The organism is Flavonifractor sp. An52 (genome assembly GCF_002159385.1).
GTDB classification, from domain to species: domain Bacteria; phylum Bacillota; class Clostridia; order Oscillospirales; family Oscillospiraceae; genus Flavonifractor; species Flavonifractor avicola.
Window position 1 is genome coordinate 44,636 of sequence record NZ_NFIB01000013.1, and the last position, 16,659, is coordinate 61,294.

17 protein-coding genes and 2 tRNA genes are annotated in these 16,659 nt (G+C 60.8%); 9 read left to right on the plus strand and 10 right to left on the minus strand.

Annotated features, from left to right (window positions below):
* Positions 1 to 41: 41 nt before the first annotated feature.
* The 4 genes from B5G06_RS06895 to B5G06_RS06910 form a co-directional block, all read right to left on the minus strand.
* On the minus strand, positions 42 to 716 hold the full coding sequence (locus B5G06_RS06895) for an HAD family hydrolase (protein ID WP_242955388.1): 675 nt from the start codon (positions 714 to 716) through the stop codon (positions 42 to 44).
* Entirely contained in the window at positions 713 to 2,077 is a 1,365-nt protein-coding gene (rpoN, locus tag B5G06_RS06900; protein WP_087188352.1) for an RNA polymerase factor sigma-54, read from the minus strand. Before rpoN ends, B5G06_RS06895 begins: the two co-directional genes overlap by 4 nt.
* A 97-nt stretch (positions 2,078 to 2,174) precedes the next feature.
* On the minus strand, positions 2,175 to 2,492 hold the full coding sequence (locus B5G06_RS06905; RefSeq protein ID WP_242955389.1) for a sigma-70 family RNA polymerase sigma factor: 318 nt from the start codon (positions 2,490 to 2,492) through the stop codon (positions 2,175 to 2,177).
* Positions 2,473 to 2,706: a hypothetical protein gene (locus B5G06_RS06910; protein WP_087188354.1), complete on the minus strand. Its 234-nt coding sequence runs from the start codon at positions 2,704 to 2,706 to the stop codon at positions 2,473 to 2,475. The genes B5G06_RS06905 and B5G06_RS06910 overlap by 20 nt, the downstream gene beginning before the upstream one ends.
* A gap of 257 nt (positions 2,707 to 2,963) precedes the next feature.
* On the opposite strand from B5G06_RS06910, the gene B5G06_RS06915 reads away from it, so the two are divergent.
* The 6 genes from B5G06_RS06915 to B5G06_RS06940 all read left to right on the plus strand — a co-directional run bounded on the left by B5G06_RS06915 (position 2,964) and on the right by B5G06_RS06940 (position 4,977).
* Positions 2,964 to 3,039, plus strand: a tRNA-Thr gene (locus tag B5G06_RS06915).
* A gap of 12 nt (positions 3,040 to 3,051) precedes the next feature.
* Positions 3,052 to 3,136: transfer RNA gene (locus tag B5G06_RS06920), tRNA-Tyr, on the plus strand.
* Between the two features lie 278 nt (positions 3,137 to 3,414).
* Positions 3,415 to 4,044 (plus strand): LexA family protein, encoded by a 630-nt coding sequence (locus tag B5G06_RS06925; protein ID WP_087188355.1) that lies wholly within the window; start codon positions 3,415 to 3,417, stop codon positions 4,042 to 4,044.
* Positions 4,045 to 4,059: 15 nt separating this feature from the next.
* The gene (locus tag B5G06_RS06930) at positions 4,060 to 4,419 is read left to right on the plus strand and encodes a DUF6483 family protein (protein ID WP_087188356.1); all 360 of its coding nucleotides are present in this window, start codon (positions 4,060 to 4,062) and stop codon (positions 4,417 to 4,419) included.
* Positions 4,420 to 4,432: 13 nt separating this feature from the next.
* Entirely contained in the window at positions 4,433 to 4,765 is a 333-nt protein-coding gene (locus B5G06_RS06935) for a cupin domain-containing protein (protein ID WP_087188357.1), read from the plus strand.
* 23 nt (positions 4,766 to 4,788) lie between these two features.
* Positions 4,789 to 4,977, plus strand: coding sequence for a hypothetical protein (locus tag B5G06_RS06940; protein WP_087188358.1), 189 nt, complete (start codon positions 4,789 to 4,791; stop codon positions 4,975 to 4,977).
* Between the two features lie 209 nt (positions 4,978 to 5,186).
* Here the strand turns inward: B5G06_RS06940 and B5G06_RS06945 are convergent, their stop codons facing one another.
* Complete coding sequence (locus B5G06_RS06945) at positions 5,187 to 5,555, minus strand: metallopeptidase family protein (protein ID WP_087188359.1); 369 nt, start codon at positions 5,553 to 5,555, stop codon at positions 5,187 to 5,189.
* Positions 5,552 to 7,723 (minus strand): Tex family protein, encoded by a 2,172-nt coding sequence (locus tag B5G06_RS06950; RefSeq protein WP_087188360.1) that lies wholly within the window; start codon positions 7,721 to 7,723, stop codon positions 5,552 to 5,554. Before B5G06_RS06950 ends, B5G06_RS06945 begins: the two co-directional genes overlap by 4 nt.
* A 128-nt stretch (positions 7,724 to 7,851) precedes the next feature.
* Between B5G06_RS06950 and B5G06_RS06955 the strand changes: the two genes are divergently transcribed.
* Positions 7,852 to 8,805, plus strand: coding sequence for a hypothetical protein (locus B5G06_RS06955; protein ID WP_087188361.1), 954 nt, complete (start codon positions 7,852 to 7,854; stop codon positions 8,803 to 8,805).
* Positions 8,806 to 8,865: 60 nt separating this feature from the next.
* On the opposite strand, the gene B5G06_RS06960 is transcribed toward B5G06_RS06955, so the two are convergent.
* The gene (locus B5G06_RS06960; protein WP_204220761.1) at positions 8,866 to 9,960 is read right to left on the minus strand and encodes an aldose epimerase family protein; all 1,095 of its coding nucleotides are present in this window, start codon (positions 9,958 to 9,960) and stop codon (positions 8,866 to 8,868) included.
* Between the two features lie 201 nt (positions 9,961 to 10,161).
* Here B5G06_RS06960 and B5G06_RS06965 point away from each other — a divergent pair, with 201 nt between their 5' ends.
* The gene (locus tag B5G06_RS06965) at positions 10,162 to 10,599 is read left to right on the plus strand and encodes a hypothetical protein (RefSeq protein ID WP_087188363.1); all 438 of its coding nucleotides are present in this window, start codon (positions 10,162 to 10,164) and stop codon (positions 10,597 to 10,599) included.
* Positions 10,600 to 10,657: 58 nt separating this feature from the next.
* On the opposite strand, the gene B5G06_RS06970 is transcribed toward B5G06_RS06965, so the two are convergent.
* The 3 genes from B5G06_RS06970 to B5G06_RS06980 form a co-directional block, all read right to left on the minus strand.
* On the minus strand, positions 10,658 to 13,234 hold the full coding sequence (locus B5G06_RS06970) for an S-layer homology domain-containing protein (RefSeq protein ID WP_087188364.1): 2,577 nt from the start codon (positions 13,232 to 13,234) through the stop codon (positions 10,658 to 10,660).
* 170 nt (positions 13,235 to 13,404) lie between these two features.
* Complete coding sequence (locus tag B5G06_RS06975) at positions 13,405 to 14,559, minus strand: aminotransferase class V-fold PLP-dependent enzyme (protein WP_087188365.1); 1,155 nt, start codon at positions 14,557 to 14,559, stop codon at positions 13,405 to 13,407.
* Positions 14,560 to 14,628: 69 nt separating this feature from the next.
* Positions 14,629 to 15,807 carry a hypothetical protein gene (locus B5G06_RS06980; RefSeq protein WP_087188366.1) on the minus strand — a complete coding sequence of 393 codons (1,179 nt, stop codon included), beginning with the start codon at positions 15,805 to 15,807 and terminating at the stop codon, positions 14,629 to 14,631.
* A gap of 286 nt (positions 15,808 to 16,093) precedes the next feature.
* Between B5G06_RS06980 and B5G06_RS06985 the strand changes: the two genes are divergently transcribed.
* A complete protein-coding gene (locus B5G06_RS06985) occupies positions 16,094 to 16,657 on the plus strand; it encodes a hypothetical protein (protein WP_087188367.1) in 564 nt (187 codons plus the stop codon).
* Positions 16,658 to 16,659: the final 2 nt, after the last annotated feature.

Genomic DNA, 16,659 nt, shown 5'->3' on the forward strand with positions numbered 1-16,659 from the left:
GCTGCTGCCCCGGCGTTTTTTGCTACCTTATATTAATAGAATTACAGCCCCAGCCAGGCCTTCAGATCCCCAAGGTCCTCCGCCACATGATCCAGCGGCAGGCCGCTGGCTTCAAAGTCCTGCCGGGTGGTGGTACCGTTGAGAACGGCGCAGAAATGGGCCCCGGCCCGGTGGGCGGTCTCCGCATCAATGAGGGTATCCCCGCAGTAGAGCACATTCTCCGGCTTCAGGCCCAGCTCTGCCAGGGCTGCCAGCAGCCCCTGGGGGTCCGGCTTGGGCCGGTCCACCTTGTCGCCGCCGGTGATGGAAACCAGGCTCTGCCGTACGCCTCTGGCCTCCAGCACTGCCGTCAGTGTGTCGGTGCGCTTGGTACTTACCACACCCACCGGGATTTCCGCCTCCCTGAGCGCGGTAAGCAGCTCCGCCGCACCGGGGAAAAGGCGGGTCACCTGCACCTGGAGGGGTGCGGCCTTCTCGGTGTACAGCTTCCGAAACAGGGCCCGCTGCTCGGGCCGCTGGTCTCCGGTGAGGGTGGTATAGCCGTCCTCCAGAGTCATACCGATGGTGCGGCGCACCGCCTCCCGCTCCGGCTCCGGCAGACCCATCTGCTCAAAGCCGTACCGGAAACCGGCCACAATGGCCTCGGTGGCATCCCCCAGTGTATAGTCAAAATCAAAAAATACCCCTTGAAAACCCATGGTTCCTCCAAAAATCATTCGTATTGCTTCCGCCCCGTGGTGCTGGGGATGTGCAGCTCATCCCGGTATTTGGCTACGGTGCGCCGGGACAGAGGGCAGCCCTGGGCGGTCATCATCTCACACAACTTCTGGTCGGACAGAGGCTTTTTCTTGTCCTCTCCGGCGATGAGCTTTTTCAGCAAGGCCTTGGCCGCGTCGGGAGAGGCGGCGTCCTCACTGCTGGTCCCCAGGCTGCGGGAGAAGAAGTAGCTCAGGGGATACACCCCCATGGAGCACTGGATGTACTTGTCCTTTACCGCCCGGCTCACCGTGGACTCGTGGACCCCGATGCGCCCGGCCACATCGGCCAGAGACATGGGCACCAGATGGCCCGGTCCCTGCCGAAAGAAGGCCTCCTGCAATTCCAGGATGCACCCGGCGCAGGACATGAGGGTGGATCGGCGCTGCTCAATGGCATGGACCATCCACTTGGCCTGCTTGACCTTTCCGGTGAGGTAATCCTTCACCTGCTGGTCATCGCTCTCCTTCAGCAGACGGGTATAGTACCCGCTGATCCCCAGAGTGGGGAAATAGTAGTCGTTGGTCAGCAGCTCGAAGTGATCGGGAAAGCTGACCACGATGATATCGGGATTGATGTAGGTCAGGTTCTCTCTGGCGGCAAAGCCGGTGCCCGGCCGGGGATTCAGGGTGCGGATCAACTCGCAGGAGGCCCGCACCTCCTCGGGGGTTGCCTTCAGCTCCCGGGCAATGAGGCCGTAGCGGCTCTTGGACAGGGCGTCCAGCTGGCTCTCCACAATACGCACTGCCAGCTCGTCCACCGGCGTACGGCGCACCAGCTGGAGCCGCAGGCATTCGGACAGGTCCCGGGCCACCACGCCGGCGGGCTCCAGAGACTGGACGGCGGCCAGCGCCTGCTCCAGCACCTCCACCGGGCAGCCGTAATCGGCAGCCAGGGCATCCAGAGGCTCATCCAGCCAGCCGTTGGCGTTGAGGCTCTCCACCAGGAAGGTACCGGCCTCCATGACCTCCGGCGGCAGATCCAGCACCTTGAGCTGGGAGAGCACATAGTAATACAGGTTGTCCTCCCGGTCCTCCATGGTGCCGTAATTGCCCAGCCGGTCGTCCTCCTCTTCGGTATCCTGCTGGTGATAGTAACGGTTCTGAGGGTCGGTGGATTCCAGCCACTCCAGCTTGCGGCGGAGCTGATCGCTCTCATCCGCCTTGTCGTACCGCTCCTCCGGCTCCAGCACCGGATTCTCCTGCACGGCCTCCTCAATGTATTCCAGCAGCTCCTGAGATCCCATCTGAAGGATCTCCATGGACTGCATCATCTGGGGAGAGAGGGTCTGTGTCTGCTTTTGTGTCAGGTTCAATTCCAAGGTAACTTCCTCCCTTCGCCCATTTTCGTGGTTTTTCGGAAGAAAGTATATCATGGAACCCCCTCACATTTCAACATCTCGCCCGGTAGAAAATACTTCACTCCCGAGGCGCCAGCAGCTGCTCGGCTCCATAGCGCAGGCAGCGGCGCAGCCGGGACTCTCCCCGCTTGATGTTGCGGGACACGGTGGATTTATCCACGCCGGTCAGCTCGGCAATCTGCCGCATATTGAGCCCTTTTTCATAATAGAGCAGCATACACTCCCGCTGCCGGGGGGTCACATCCTCCTGGAGGGCCCGCATCACATTGCGGCGCAGCCGCCCCATCTGCTCGGAGTTATCCTCCGCCATGACCTGAGCATAGACTGCCATATCGGCGGCAAACTCTTTCCCTCTCCTATATCGTGTACCGGACATTGCAGTGATACCCCCTGTCGTAATAGCGCTCACACAGGACCGCCAGGTCCCGGGCCTCTCGCCACATGGCCTCCAGATGGCGAATGCGCTGTTCCAGCAGCCGGCGTCCGTGCTCGTCCACCGCGGCCGTCCTTCGGCTCTCCAGCAGCCGCACCCGCTGCCGCAGGGTCTCCGCACCTGCCCGATATTGAATCGATAACTCCTGTAATGTCATGCCTAGTCCCCTTCTCTCTGTCGATAAGCTCCGCCCGGCAGAGCGGGCAAAGCTCCCGCTCCTGGCCATACAGCTCCGCGCCGCAAAGGCGGCACCACTCTGCCGGCGGTACCCGCTGCACATCCCGCAGCGGGTCTGTCCACACCCGTGGCCGGATACCCATTCCTCCTCCAAAAATTTTTTAAAAATTTTGTTCTTTCTCTTGACAAATCCTCCTCTCCCTGATAAAATAACATTCGCTGTGGACGAGCTGGTCTGCTGGTGTAGCTCAGTTGGTAGAGCAGTTGATTTGTAATCAACCGGTCGGGGGTTCGAGTCCGTCCACCAGCTCCAACAAGTTCATATGGAGGAGTTCCCGAGTGGCCAAAGGGGGCAGACTGTAAATCTGTTGCGATTCGCTTCGGTGGTTCGAATCCACCCTCCTCCACCAAAAATGTCTCGCCAGAAGGCGGGGCATTTTTTATTTTCCTCCCCAATCGGATCCCTCGCCGGACGGCGGGGCTTTTTTCTTCCCCTGCGTTTCTCCCCTCTCCGAAATAAATCTCCGATTGGTGATGAACTTATCCAAATATGGAACTTTCGTTCCATCACATAGCCATAATAACACCAAACGGAGATAAAAGTCAATCATTTTTTGTCGAAGTATATTGCGTTTGGTGATAAAATGTGATAGAATAGACCCACAAATTGGACAGGAGGGAACATGGTATGGAGCAGGAGAGCACCTTCGGCGCCCGTCTGCGCAGCCTGATGGAAGAGTCCGGCCTCAGCTATGAACAGCTGGGGGACCGGCTGAATATGAATCCCCAGACTCTGAACCGCTATGTCCTGGGCCAGCGTGAGCCCAAAATCGGCACCGCCGCCGCCATTGCCCGCTCCCTTGGGGTGGACCCGCTGTGGCTGCAGGGTTTCAACGTCCCCCGCCAGCCCCCCTGCCCTGCTCGCCGGGAGCCGGTGGTACCCATACTCGGTGTCATCCGGGCGGGCACCCCTATTTTGGCCAGTCAACAGATCGAGGGCTACGCTGCCGCCGACGTGTCTGACCCAGAGGAGCACTTTTATCTTCGGGTGGCCGGCGACAGCATGATCAACGCCGGTATCAGGGACGGCGACCTGGTGCTCATCCGGCGGCAATCCACGGCGGAGAACGGTCAGATCGTGGCCTGTCTGGTGGACGGCGAGGACGCCACCCTGAAGCGGTTCCGCTGCCAGAAGGGTATGGTAATCCTTCAGCCGGAAAATCCCTGCTATGAGCCCAAAATCATTCCCCTGCGGGACTTCGAGCAGGGGTTGGCCCGCATCGTGGGCATAGCCGTCAAACTGGTGCGGGAATTATAACAAAGGAGCGATACCATGCTGACAGACGACTGGATGCTGCGGCAGGTGGACGGGCTGGCCCGTTCCCTGGCCAAGCTGGTTTTGAAGAAGGACTCCGCCGACTATCTGCCCACCGGTGCGGAGGAGGACGCAGCGCTGGATGCCCTCCATCTCCGACTGGTGGAGCGGCTGGCCGCCGGCGATGTGGGCGGCGGAGAAGATCTGCTCTTTCAGGAGAGCGACTGGGACGACCTGCGCTACCTGGAGGTGGCAGTGGACTTCTATGCCCGCGCCAACACCCTCACCGACGACCAGCTGGACCAGGCCGGCTTTGACCGGCAGGAGCTGCAGGAGGGCCTGCAGGAGCTGGCGGCCCGTTACGGTGTGATTCTGTAAGGAGGATACCCCTATGAAACTCTGTTTTTCCCAGATGGAAGAGACCCCCATGCCTCAGTTCAAGGGGGGCGAAAAGACCACCTACAGCCGGTTTGTGGACGACTGTGTCAACCGCATCATGGTGAACCGTCTGGAGCCCGGCGCCTCCATCGGCCTGCACACCCACATCGGCAACAGCGAGGTCATGTACATCCTTTCCGGCACCGGAAAAGCCATCTGCGACGGCGTGGAGGAGCGTCTGGGCCCCGGCGACTGCCACTACTGTCCTCAGGGCCACTCCCATACCCTGATCAACGACGGCACTGAGGACCTAGTCTTCTTTGCCGTGGTGCCTCAGCACGGCTGAGCAGAAAAAGGGGGTATAGAGGCATGAAGAAAGCCATCAATTATATCCTGCTCCTTGCGCAAGTGATTGCGGTGGTATGTAATTTATTGCTGTTGCTTTTCCCCCAATTACGCAGCTGCACGGCCATTTATCTGATCGTTATTTTAGGGTATGGATGCGGTGTAGCATTGAGCATCCGCTTCCTCATTCAACGCGAAAACCAACAAAAATAAGAGGATAGCGTATCTACAAAAGGGCCTGTTGCAAAATAGCTGTTTTGCACAAACCTGTCATTGCGAGCCAGTGCGCACACTGGCGTGGCAATCCGTTTCCCCGGCAAAAGGGGCGGATTCCCACGAAAAACGGCCGCCCGGTGGGCGGCCGTTTTTCTCGGAATGACGGGTCTTTGTACGAGCTGCACATTTTGCAACAGGCCCTTTTCTTATTGCTCCCGCCGGTACTGCTCCAGTTCCAGCTCATCCTTGATCTCCAGGCCCCGCTCTCCGGCCAGGCCCTCCACATGGTGGGTAAATTCGTGGGACAGGGTGGTGTACAGCTCGTCCTCCCAGTCCTCCTCGGTCCAGTTCTCCTGCTCCGCCAGGGCGGCAAAGGAGCCGTAGTAGAGGTTGATATACCGCCCCATCATGTCGTTGCAGTACTCCCCCATGATGTAGAGGTCCTCCCCTGCCGGGTCCTCCACCGCCTCGGGCAGCAGGGAGATGCCCCCGTTCAGGTCCTGATAGAACTCCTCCGGGAATTCCTCCGCCATTTCGTCCAGCAGGTCCCCCACCTGGTCAAAGCTGAGGATCATACCGCTCCCTCCTTGGGCTTTTTCATGGTGAGAGAGATGCGCTTCTTTTTCTCATCCACCTCCAGCACCCAGACGGTGACGATGTCCCCCACGGCGCACACCTCGCTGGGGTGGCGCACCCGGCGGTTGGACAGCTGGGAGATGTGGACCAGTCCGTCCTGGTGGACGCCGATGTCCACAAACACACCAAAGTCGATAACGTTGCGCACCGTGCCGGTGAGCTCCATCCCCGGCTTCAGGTCCTTCATCTCCATCACGTCGGTGCGCAGAATGGGCTTGGGCAGCTCGTCACGGGGGTCCCGGCCCGGCTTGAGCAGCTCCTTCACGATGTCATCCAGGGTGGGCAGGCCCACGCTGCAGTCCTGGGCCGCCTTCTCCCGGCCATAGGCCTGCACCCGCTGGTCCAGGTCAGCGATGTTCCCGGCCCCCACATCCTTCAGGGTGTAGCCGCACAGCTCCAGCAGCTTCTGGGCCGCCTCATAGCTCTCCGGGTGGACGCCGGTGTGGTCCAGCACGTTCTTGCTCTCCGGCACCCGCAAAAAGCCGGCGCACTGCTCAAAGGCCTTGGGGCCCAGCTTGGGCACCTTGAGTACCCCCTTCCGGGTGGTAAAGGCGCCATTCTCCTCCCGGTACTTGACGATGTTCTTGGCGGTGGTGTTATTGAGGCCCGCCACATAGGCCAGCAGAGGAGCCGAAGCGGTGTTCAGGTCCACGCCCACCGCATTGACGCAGTCCTCCACCACGCCGCCCAGGGTCTCGTCCAGCCGGGCCTGGGGCATATCGTGCTGGTACTGGCCCACGCCGATGGACTTGGGATCGATCTTCACCAGCTCGGCCAGGGGGTCCTGGAGCCGCCGGGCGATGGACACGGCGGAGCGCAGATTCACGTCGTAGTCGGGGAACTCCTCGGCGGCCAGCTTGGAGGCGGAATATACCGATGCGCCCGCCTCGTTGACGATCATATAGCTCACCCCGCCCCCCAGCTTGCGGATCATCTCTACTGCCATCTGCTCGGTCTCCCGGCTGGCGGTGCCGTTGCCGATGGCGATGTGGGCCACACCGTGCTTGCGGATGAGCCTGGACAGGATGTCAATGGCCTCTTGCTTCTTCTTTTCATTGAAGGTGGGATAGACCACCGCCGTGTCCAGCACCTTGCCTGTGGCGTCCACCACCGCCACCTTGCAGCCGTTGCGGTAGCCCGGGTCCAGGCCCATGGTGACAAAGCCCTTCACCGGCGGCTGCATCAGCAGGGGCTTCAGGTTGAGGCCGAACATTTTGATGGCTCCCTCGTCGGCCTGTTCGGTGAGCAGGTTGCGCATCTCCCGCTCCACCGAGGGGAAGATAAGCCGGTCGTAGGCGTCCTCGGCGGCGGCGCGCACAAAGGCCATGGCGGGGGCGCCGGGGTTGAGCACCCGCCGCCGGATGGGGATGAGGGCTCCCTCCCGGTCCATCTCCACGTTTACCTTCAGCACCTCTTCCCGCTCGCCCCGGTTGATGGCCAGCACCTGGTGACCCTGCAGCCGGTGGATGGGAGATCGGAATTCATAGTACAGCCGGTACACCGTGTCCTCCGGGTCCTTGGCGGCGGCAGCGGACACCAGATAGCCCTTCTTCCACACCAGCTCCCGCAGCATCTTGCGGATGTCGGCGTCGTCGGAGATCCGCTCTGCAATGATGTCGTTGGCGCCCTGGAGGGCGTCCTGTACCGTCTCCACGCCCTTCTCCGGGTCAACATACCCGGCGGCAGCTTCTTCCGGCACAGGGCCGTCCATGGCCTGAGCGAAGAGCAGATCGGCCAGGGGCTCCAGCCCCTTCTCCTTTGCCATGGTGGCCCGGGTGCGCCGCTTCTGCTTGTAGGGGCGGTACAGGTCCTCCACCTCCGCCAGGGTGGCGGCGGAGTCAATGGCGGCGGAGAGTTCCTCCGTCAGCTTGCCCTGAGCCTCAATGGCTCCCTTGACCTCCTCCCGCCGCTTGTCCAGGTTCCGCAGGTATTGCAGCCGGTCGGCCAGGGTGCGCAGGGTGGTGTCGTCCATGGCGCCGTGGAGCTCCTTGCGGTAGCGGGCGATAAAGGGAATGGTGTTGCCCTCGTCGATGAGGTTCACCACGTTCTGAATGTATGTCTCCTTCTGGCCCAGTTCCCTGGCCAGGATCTGAATGATGGTATCCATAGTGTTCTCCTTTGCAGCGGGCTTGTAATCAATATTTTACCCGGTTTTGGACCGCAAGTCCAGGGTATCTCCTTGCTTTCCCCCGTCGTTGTGTGTAAAATCAAGGGGAAAGAAGGGGGAGAGATGTTATGAACCAACGCCTTTATGAGATCGACCAGGCCATCGATGCCCTGACCGCCGCCCAGGCCCGCCGCAAGCAGCTGGATGCCCAGATCGAGGAGCTCCACCGCCAGCGTGGAGAGCGGCAGGCCAAAGTGGACGAGACCGCCCAAAGCTTCCGCAAGGAGCAGGACGACGTGGACAAGCTGGAGAAGAGCGGCGTGCACGCCTTTCTCCTTACCCTGATTGGTCATAAGGAGGAGCGGCTGGACAAGGAGCGCCGGGAGGCTCTGGCCGCCAAACTCCAGTACGACCAGGCCAGGTCGGACCTGGAATATCTGGAGAACAAGCTCAACGGCCTGATCCGGGAGCGGGACGGCCTGCGGGACGCCCCTGAGCAGCTGGAGGCACTGTGGACGGAGAAGGCGGAGCTGGTGAAGACCATGGGCGGCCAGACAGGGGCCCGGCTGGTGGAGCTGGACCGGCAGCTGTCCGGCGTGACCCACCAGCAAAAGGAGGTGCAGGAGGCACTCTCCGCCGGCGAGAACGCCAAGCGGCTGCTGGGCCAGGTCCAGGACGATCTGGACAGCGCCCGCAGCTGGGGCACCTGGGATATGCTGGGTGGCGGACTGATCGCCACCATGGCCAAGTACGACCGGCTGGACAGCGCCCAGTCCAGCATCCGGGCGGCTCAGCGGGCCCTGAGCGACTTCCGCACCGAGCTGGCCGATGTGAGTCAGCTCCAGGTGCCCAGCATCCAGATCGGGGAGTTTGCCACCTTTGCCGATTACTTCTTTGACGGCATTTTCTCCGACTGGTACGTCCAGTCCAGCATCAAAAAGGCCCAGGAGGGGGTATCGGAGGTCCACATGAAGCTGACCGCCGCACTCCGGGATCTGGAGGCCGCCTCCCAGGACCTGAACGACCAGCAGGCTTCTCTAAAGCGGGAGCGGGAAGATCTGCTGGATTCGGTCTCATCTTAAAGCGCAAAAGAGCCGGCCTGCCAATGGGGCAGGCCGGCTCTTTGCTTGCGTTCGCCCGGCTTATATGGTAGCCAGCCGGTAGGTGGTGGTGTGGCGGTACTCCTCCCCCGCCCGCAGGATGGGGCTGGGGAAGCCCTGGTGGTGGATGGCGTCGGGCCAGCCCTGGGTCTCCAGGCAGAAGGCCGACCGGGGCCCGTACACCGCCCCATCCTTGCCGGGCACGCCGTCCAGATAGTTGGCGGTGTAGAGCTGGAGGCCGCACTGGGTGGTGTAGCACTCCAGGCACAGCCCGCCGCCCATCACCCGGGCCGCCAGCCCCAGAGGGGCATTGGGCTGGGTCCGCAGCACGAAGTTGTGGTCGTAGCCGTTGCCCACCGTCAGCTGGGGATGCTGCATGGCCAGCCCCTGCAGGAACGCCCGGGGGAAACGGAGGTCAAAGGGAGTGCCCTCCACCGCCAGCAGGGACCCGGTGGGGGTGCTGTCGGCGTCGTTTTCGGTGATGGCGCTGGCATACACCTGGACCCGCTGGCCCTCCAGGGACCCAAAGTTGTGGCCCATCAAATTGAAGTAGCTGTGGTTGGTCAGGTTACACAGGGTATCCTTGTCGCTCTTGGCCCAGTAGTCCAGGGAGAGTACGCCGTCGGCGGTGAGGTCGTAGCTCACCCGCACCTCCAGGGTGCCGGGGAAGCCCTCCTCCCCGTCGGGGCTGGTGTGGGAGAGCACCAGCCTGCCCTCCCGGACCGCCGCCTCCCACACGGCCTCATGAAAGCCGTGAACGCCGCCATGGAGGCAGTTGGGGCCGTTGTTGGCGGCCAGGGGGTAATGGACCCCGTTCAGGTCAAAGGAGGCGCCGCCGATGCGGTTGGCCACCCGGCCCACCAGGGCGCCGAAGTATTTGTCCTGCTTCTCATAGTCGGCCAGCGTGTCGCACCCCAGCACCACGTCTCTGTCCTCCACCATAAAGCTGCGGAGGATGCCGCCATAGGTGAGGATCTTGGCCGTATAGCTGCCCGCCTGAGCGGTCCACTGTTCCACTTCCTTGCCCCCGGCGGTGACGCCGAAAGGTTCTCTTGTCCAGTCTGCCATGGTTCCACCTTTCTCCCGGCCGAAGCGGGCCTCCCCTTCCTGTGAGCACAGCCCGCTCCGACTGATCATTCCACTCCATATCCGGTCCCGTTCCCGGGACAGCCTTACAGGAAATGATAACATATTTTGCGTCCCATGCCAATAGCCAGACGCTCCGCAAGGGCACTCCTTGCCGGCAGTCTGCCAGTTGTTTTTTGCCTGTGCAACAGATCGCCATCTGGCGCTGTTTATGGATCATAACGGTCCAAGCAAAAACAAGGAGGAATGTGCATGGCAAACTATACGGAACATTATCAGCTTCACCAGTGGGAACCGGGGGACGCATTTCTGCGGACAGATTTTAATGAGGATTTGGAGAAGATCGATGCTGCGTTGGAGGACAAAGGAAACTGCCGGATCGCTACCGGAAGCTATGCAGGTACAGGGGAATACGGTAAATCTCATCCCAATACCATTCAGCTGCCGTTCCCGGCCCAGATCGTCTTGTTGGATGTATCTACCTGCCACAATTTTAATTCTACACCCGAATATTACTTTTTGTTCCGGCAGGCAGCAGAATTTATGCCGGACGATACCTCTAATGGTTCTAATGTATTGACCTGGAGTGACAGCGCGGTATCCTGGTACTATACTGACTCACACAGCGACGGTCCCTTTTATCAGTTCAACAAGAGCGGTCAGACCTATCAGTATATTATAATCGGATAAAAAGAAGGGTCCTGCCAGAGGCAGGACCCTTCTTCAGTGTTTGGATAATGCTGATCCGTTAGGGAGCGGCGTCAATGTCAGTGATGAAGATCACCACAGCGCCGTCCTTAGACACATTCATGGTCAGAACAGCATTGGTAATGACGTTGTCCTTCTTCAGGGAGTTCAGCTCATCGATGGAGGACACGGTAGCATCGTAGTTGCCAGCCGCATCGGTATCGTGAACGTCAACCACCACAGCATCGCCGATCTTGATGTCCTCGATGGTACGGTTGCCAGTCTGGACACCGTCGATGGTCAGCAGGTTCTCGAACAGGGACTTGAAGTTACCGGTGACAACACCCTCCTGCTCATCCCACACGCCAGTGACGCTGGTGGACATGGCGTTGGCATCCTTCAGGGTGTAGTAGCCGTCGCTGTTCTTGTCGTAGGTGTAGAAGCCAGCGCCGTAGGCGTTGGAATCCAGCTGCCAGGTCTCCTCGGTGCCATCAGCGAAGTAGACCTTACGGGCATAGTAGCCGTCGCCCTCTTCGTAAGCATCGATATCAGCCAGGTACACAGTGTCCTTGCTGTAGGTCTGGCCCTCAGAGATCTCGCTGGCAGAGCCGATCACCACATACTTCACAACGCTGGAATCCTCAGCGGTGATGAAGTAGGCAACGTCGGGAGTGCCGGAAGTCTTCACGGTGTAAGCGATGCCGCCAGTCTTGACGGTGGCAGCCAGGTCCTTACCGGACTCGCTGATCATCACATACTTGGTGTCGCTGTTCAGACGATAGGTCTCGCCGCCAACAGTGATGCGGGTGGCGTCCTTGGTGAAGGTGCCGGTCACGTTGGGAACCTTGGTCCAATCCTCGGTGGGAGCCCACTCGGTGACGTTGAACTTGTCGTTGTTGGCCTTGCAGACCACGGTGTCGCCAGACTTCACAGCCTTGTCGGACAGGGTGACCAGCTTGCCGGCAACAGCATCGGCGTCATAGGGAGCCTGACCATTGTTCTTGCTCTCCAGCTCGACTTCCTGAACGGTGCCGTCCAGAGCAACCACCTGGGCAAACTGGGTGTAAACGCTGCCGCCATAGCTGGCTTCGGTGTTCTTCCAAACCTTGGCGATGTAGTACACATCATCAATGGTAGCAGCCTTCTCGGTATCGGCAACAGCGGCGATCACGTAGCCGTTGTCGTCAGTGTAGAAGGTGTAGGCGCTGCCAGCGTTGATGGCAACCTCGTTGTAAGCGGAAGCCAGGGTGTACTTGGTGCCGTCAACGGTGAAGTAGCCATTGTAGCCGTCAGAAACAGAAGTAATCTTCTTGGTGGTGACAGTGGCATCAAAGGAATCAATGTCGGTAGCCTCGATGAAGTTGGCAGCGTTGACATCGGAGCCCTTGAAGTAGGTCAGCAGGTAGTCGCCCTTCTCATAGGAAGCGGTCAGGGTGTCGAAGGTATCGTCCTTCTTGTCGGTGTCGTCCTTGAAGGAAACGGAGATATACTTGCTGGCGTGCCAGGGATTGTAGACCTTCAGGGTGATGGTGGTCTTGGTCAGAGTGGTGACCTCAGCAGCGTAAGCCTGAACCAGAACAACCTGAGTCAGGTTGTCGTTCTTGTCGGCGTACAGCTCGATCACGGTGCCCTTATAGTCGCGGCTGGTGAGAACGTCAGCGTTCAGAGAAGCGTCGATCACACCGTTGTTGTAGAACTGAGTGGCATTGTCGCCGGAAGTGACGAAGTTGTAGTCCTTGGCGATCTCAGCCTTATCGAAGTCCTCAGTGTAAACAGCGTCAGCCTTGTCAGCATAGGTACCGACGGTATCCTTGTCATTCTTCCAAGCATGAGCGGGACGGCCATACTTGTCGATGGTGCTGGCAGTGTCGATGAGCTTCAGATCGGCAAAGTACTTCTCAGCAAACTGCAGGTTATCAGCGTTCATGTTGTCATCGTAGCTGCCCTGAGGGACAACCTCAGCAGTGGAGGCGCCCACGCTGACGGAACCGCTGCCGGTGCCGAAGTCGATGTCGATGCCCTTGTTGTCGTACTTGACCATGTCAGCGGTCAGAGTCTGGAAGGCCATCTGAGCGGCGTCCTGACGGGACAGCTCGTTGGTCAGCACCATACCCTTGGGGGAGATGCCAGCCTCGATGGCGTCGGAAGCCACGTTGATGGTCCAGGAGTTGCCGGTGTAGTTCTCGATCTTGGGATCGTAGCCCAGAGCAACCAGCAGCATCTTGGCGAAGGCAGCGCCAGTCAGCTTGCCCTCGGGGAAGAAGTGGCCAGCACCGTCGCCGGCCAGGATGCCCAGGTTCACGCAGTAGCCGATGTAGGGAGCGGACCAGCGGTCGGCAGCCACGTCGGAGAAGATGGCGCCGCTGGCAGCCAGCTTCTCAGCGTTCTCGGTGCCCAGGAGCATGTAGCAGATGATCTTAGCAGCCTGCTCACGGGTCAGGATGGAGTTGGGCTGGAAGTCGCCCTTATCGCCGCCCTGAAGCACGCCCAGAGCGACCATAACGTCGACAGCCTCAACATTCTTGATTTCATCCGCATCGGTGAAATCCTTGCTCGCAGCGCCGGCGCCCACGACCATCATGCCCATGAGCATAACGGAAGCCAGACCCAGGCTGAGAACACGCTTGAGGTTTCTCATTTGGAATTCCTCCTTATTTTATTTGACCATGAGGAGGGGACATCCTCTCCATGAGTCTGGCATAATGATAATCCATCAAATCCGTTCCGTCAACACCCCTGACGGTTTTGTAACACAAGCGTAATCTTCCGGCCAGGCTGTACCGGCGGAGGAAAGGAACGGGGTGCGGGTTAGTCCAGCAGCAGCTCATATACCGCTCCCTGGACGTAGTCGATCTCTTCAAAGGTGGTAAAGGGGCCCACGGAGAAGCGGACCGCCCCCTGGGGGAAGGTACCCAGGGTCTGGTGGGCCACCGGGGCACAGTGAAGGCCGCAGCGGGTCTGGATGCCGTACTCCTGCTCCAGCCGGAAGGCCATTTCCCCATTGTCCGCCTTCAGAAAGTCAATGGACACCACCCCGGTGCGGTTGGCGGGGTCGTCGGTACCCAGCACCCGGATGCCGTCCTCCTCCAGCTCCATAAGCCGGGCCCACAGGTGTCCCGCCAGCCTGTGCTCCCGGACGCGGAGGGTCTCCCCCTCCTGCTCCAGATAGTCCAGGGCCGCACCCAAACCAAAGATGCCGGGCAGGTTGAGGGTGCCCGCCTCAAAGCGGTCGGGCAGGAACGCGGGCATCTCCAGAGATTCCGACATACTGCCGGTGCCGCCGGAGAGCAGCGGGTCCAGCTCCGCCGCCAGAGCGTCGGTCACCACCACCCCGCCGATGCCCTGGGGCCCCAGCAGGCCCTTATGGCCGGGGAAGGCCAGGCCGTCGATGCACATGGAAGCCATATCCACCGGGATGGCCCCCAGGGTCTGGGCCCCATCCACCAGGAAGAAGATCCCCCGCTCCCGGCAGAGGGGGCCCACCTTATCAATAGGAAAGAGGGTGCCCGAGACGTTGGAGCCGTGACAGAGCATGACGGCCCGGACGTCGGGGGTCAGCTTGTCCGCCAGTCCGTCCAGGATCAGTTCGCCCCGGTGGGTACAGGGCAGGTACTCCACCACAACGCCCTGCTTCTTCAGCTGCTCCAGGGGGCGAAGCACCGCATTGTGCTCCATGGGGGAGGTGAGCACCTTATCCCCCGGCCGGAGCAGACCCTTGAGCAGCAGATTGAGGCCGGCGGTGGCCCCGGAGGTAAAGACCACATTGCGGGGGCCGGGGCCGTTTACCAGAGCATTGAGTTTTTCCCGCACCTCCAGCACCCGGCCGGCGGCGTCATAGGCCTGCTGATAGCCCCCCCGGGCGATATTGCAGCCGATGTTGGTGATAAAATCGCTCATGGCCTCCCCCACACCGGGGGCTTTGGGGTAGGACGTGGCGCCGTTGTCCAGATAGACGCTGCGCATGGCAGTTTCCTCCTGTCTCTACATTATTACATATAAGGTAAGGGGCGGGCATCTGCCCGCCCCCTTGGTTCAGAACCAGGTCTCCAGCGCCAGCCGGGTCCGGTAGTCCTCCCGCTCCATCCGTGGCAGCAGCCGGTCCAGCAGATCGGCGGTACCGGGCCGGTCATCCAGCATGACCCGAACCGAGCCGGTACGGCTGTCAAAGCTGTTCATCAGGGCATTGCTGCGGGTGGCTGCTGAGCGGGTATCCCCGGTCTGATCCAGCTGGGGAGACCAGCAGGCCCAGCCCTCCTCCGATAGCGCTGAGGACACATCCCGTCCCGCCTGCTCCAGATAGACGGTGTGGGTCTTGAGCCGCACCAGCCGGTCCAGCAGGGCTTCGCCCTGATCCAGCTGCTCCTCCACCTGGCTCAGAGTGGTCCCCTCCACACTCAGGCCCACGGCGTGGCCGGAGCCCACGATACGGCGGAGGTTTTCCTCATTGGCCTCCAGCTCCTCAGGCCGGAACAGGAAGAGGGCTTTCACCCCCGCCCCATCCAACTGGTCCAGGATCTGGGTCACACCGCCGCCTCCGGTACACTGGAAGGCGAAATACACCGTCAGCTGTGCGCGCTCCGGCTCCTCCCCGGGACTGGGAGTGGGGCTTGGCGCGGGGGTGGGCTGCACAGAAGGCTGGGGGGTATTGTTATCGGGATAGAGCTGCTTCATATAGGCGTTGTATCGGCTGCGCATGGGGTCCTGGGCATACTGGATGAACTCGCTGCCCAACCGCTCCTGTCCGTTGGTGATGCGGATCAGGGTGCCGTAATTGGTGGGGGTATAGCTGTAGCGCAGGCCGAAGTAGGAGCACACCGACGCCAGCGGCACAAAGATCCAGCCGTTGCGGGACACAGCCCGCATCTCCAGCTGCTGGCCGGACCGGTCCACGCAGGTACCGGCGTTCAGGTCAAAGGTGAGGGTACCGCTGAGGCTGTACAGCATGAAGCTGTTCCCACTGTCCCCCTGGATCTGTCCGTAGGACACCCCCAGGTTGACCCCGGTGGCCGTCCAGTCAAACGCGATATAGGGGACGTATAGGGAGCCGCCGATCCAGGTGGGCATAGCCTCCAGCGGCAGGGTAAGCATCTGGTCGTTCTCCGCCATCAGGTAGATCTCCACCGTATCTGCCCTGGCGGTGCTCACCAGCCCCGGCCCCAGCACCAGTACCGCCGCACACAGCAGGGTAAGCAATCGCTTTTTCCAGCCCATGTCCGTCCCCTCCTTTCCGTATGTATCTTCTGACGGCATTATACCATGGCTGCAAGCCGCTCCGGCTTGCGCGCCGCAGAAAGGGCAGGTGCATAAAATGCACAGCCGCACACCTGCGGCTTTTGCGCTTATTATAACATGGTTTCTCCCCCCGGTAAAGCCGCCGCTTGCGCCAAAAGGCCGGGGCTGGTATAATGTTGCCGGTTTTAATGGGATTTTAAGACAGCCTAAATACCCTCTTTACCGGCCCCGGGGTATACTGGTACTGTTGAAAGGATGTGTTCCCATGGATGTCACATTGGAATTGGTGGAACAGCTGCGGAAACGGGCCGATGTGTCCTACGAGGAGGCCAGGGCGGTGCTGGAGGAGACGGGCGGCGATTTGCTGGCCGCTCTGATCCTGCTGGAGCAGCGGGGCAAGATCCGCTCGGACGGCGGACAGAGCGCCCGATACTCCACCCGGCCCGGCAGCGGGCAGGCCGCTCCCCCTCCCAACGAGGGCCCCGCCCGGCCTGAAACCGCCGCCGGTCAAAGCGGCTGGGAGACCTTTGTCAGCTTCTTGCGGCGCTGCGTCACCAACCGGTTTGAGGTATGGCGGTGGGAAGAGCCCATCGTCTCCATACCGCTGCTGATTTTTATTCTTCTGGTGCTGCTGGCCTTCTGGATCTCGGTACCCCTGCTTATTATAGGGCTCATTATGGGCTGCCGGTACCGGTTTGCCGGTCCCGATCTGGACGGCAATGAGGTGAGCCAGGCGGTCAACCACGCCGCCGACACGGTCAGCGACGCGGTGGGGCGGGCCAAGGCCCAGGCTGAACAGGCCGCCCGCGGCAAGCAATCCAAAGAGTGAGG

Excerpts from the sequence above, each read along its gene's own strand:
- B5G06_RS06950 (WP_087188360.1), bottom strand. The coding sequence starts at position 7,723 with ATGGATACCATCATTCAGATCCTGGCCAGGGAACTGGGCCAGAAGGAG.
- B5G06_RS06905 (WP_242955389.1), bottom strand. The coding sequence starts at position 2,492 with ATGTCCGGTACACGATATAGGAGAGGGAAAGAGTTTGCCGCCGATATG.
- B5G06_RS06960 (WP_204220761.1), bottom strand. The coding sequence starts at position 9,960 with ATGATCAGTCGGAGCGGGCTGTGCTCACAGGAAGGGGAGGCCCGCTTC.
- B5G06_RS06940 (WP_087188358.1), top strand. The coding sequence starts at position 4,789 with ATGAAGAAAGCCATCAATTATATCCTGCTCCTTGCGCAAGTGATTGCG.
- B5G06_RS06895 (WP_242955388.1), bottom strand. The coding sequence starts at position 716 with ATGATTTTTGGAGGAACCATGGGTTTTCAAGGGGTATTTTTTGATTTT.
- B5G06_RS06985 (WP_087188367.1), top strand. The coding sequence starts at position 16,094 with ATGGATGTCACATTGGAATTGGTGGAACAGCTGCGGAAACGGGCCGAT.
- B5G06_RS06925 (WP_087188355.1), top strand. The coding sequence starts at position 3,415 with ATGGAGCAGGAGAGCACCTTCGGCGCCCGTCTGCGCAGCCTGATGGAA.
- B5G06_RS06945 (WP_087188359.1), bottom strand. The coding sequence starts at position 5,555 with ATGATCCTCAGCTTTGACCAGGTGGGGGACCTGCTGGACGAAATGGCG.
- B5G06_RS06955 (WP_087188361.1), top strand. The coding sequence starts at position 7,852 with ATGAACCAACGCCTTTATGAGATCGACCAGGCCATCGATGCCCTGACC.
- B5G06_RS06910 (WP_087188354.1), bottom strand. The coding sequence starts at position 2,706 with ATGACATTACAGGAGTTATCGATTCAATATCGGGCAGGTGCGGAGACC.
- B5G06_RS06975 (WP_087188365.1), bottom strand. The coding sequence starts at position 14,559 with ATGCGCAGCGTCTATCTGGACAACGGCGCCACGTCCTACCCCAAAGCC.
- B5G06_RS06965 (WP_087188363.1), top strand. The coding sequence starts at position 10,162 with ATGGCAAACTATACGGAACATTATCAGCTTCACCAGTGGGAACCGGGG.
- B5G06_RS06970 (WP_087188364.1), bottom strand. The coding sequence starts at position 13,234 with ATGAGAAACCTCAAGCGTGTTCTCAGCCTGGGTCTGGCTTCCGTTATG.
- B5G06_RS06935 (WP_087188357.1), top strand. The coding sequence starts at position 4,433 with ATGAAACTCTGTTTTTCCCAGATGGAAGAGACCCCCATGCCTCAGTTC.
- B5G06_RS06930 (WP_087188356.1), top strand. The coding sequence starts at position 4,060 with ATGCTGACAGACGACTGGATGCTGCGGCAGGTGGACGGGCTGGCCCGT.
- B5G06_RS06980 (WP_087188366.1), bottom strand. The coding sequence starts at position 15,807 with ATGGGCTGGAAAAAGCGATTGCTTACCCTGCTGTGTGCGGCGGTACTG.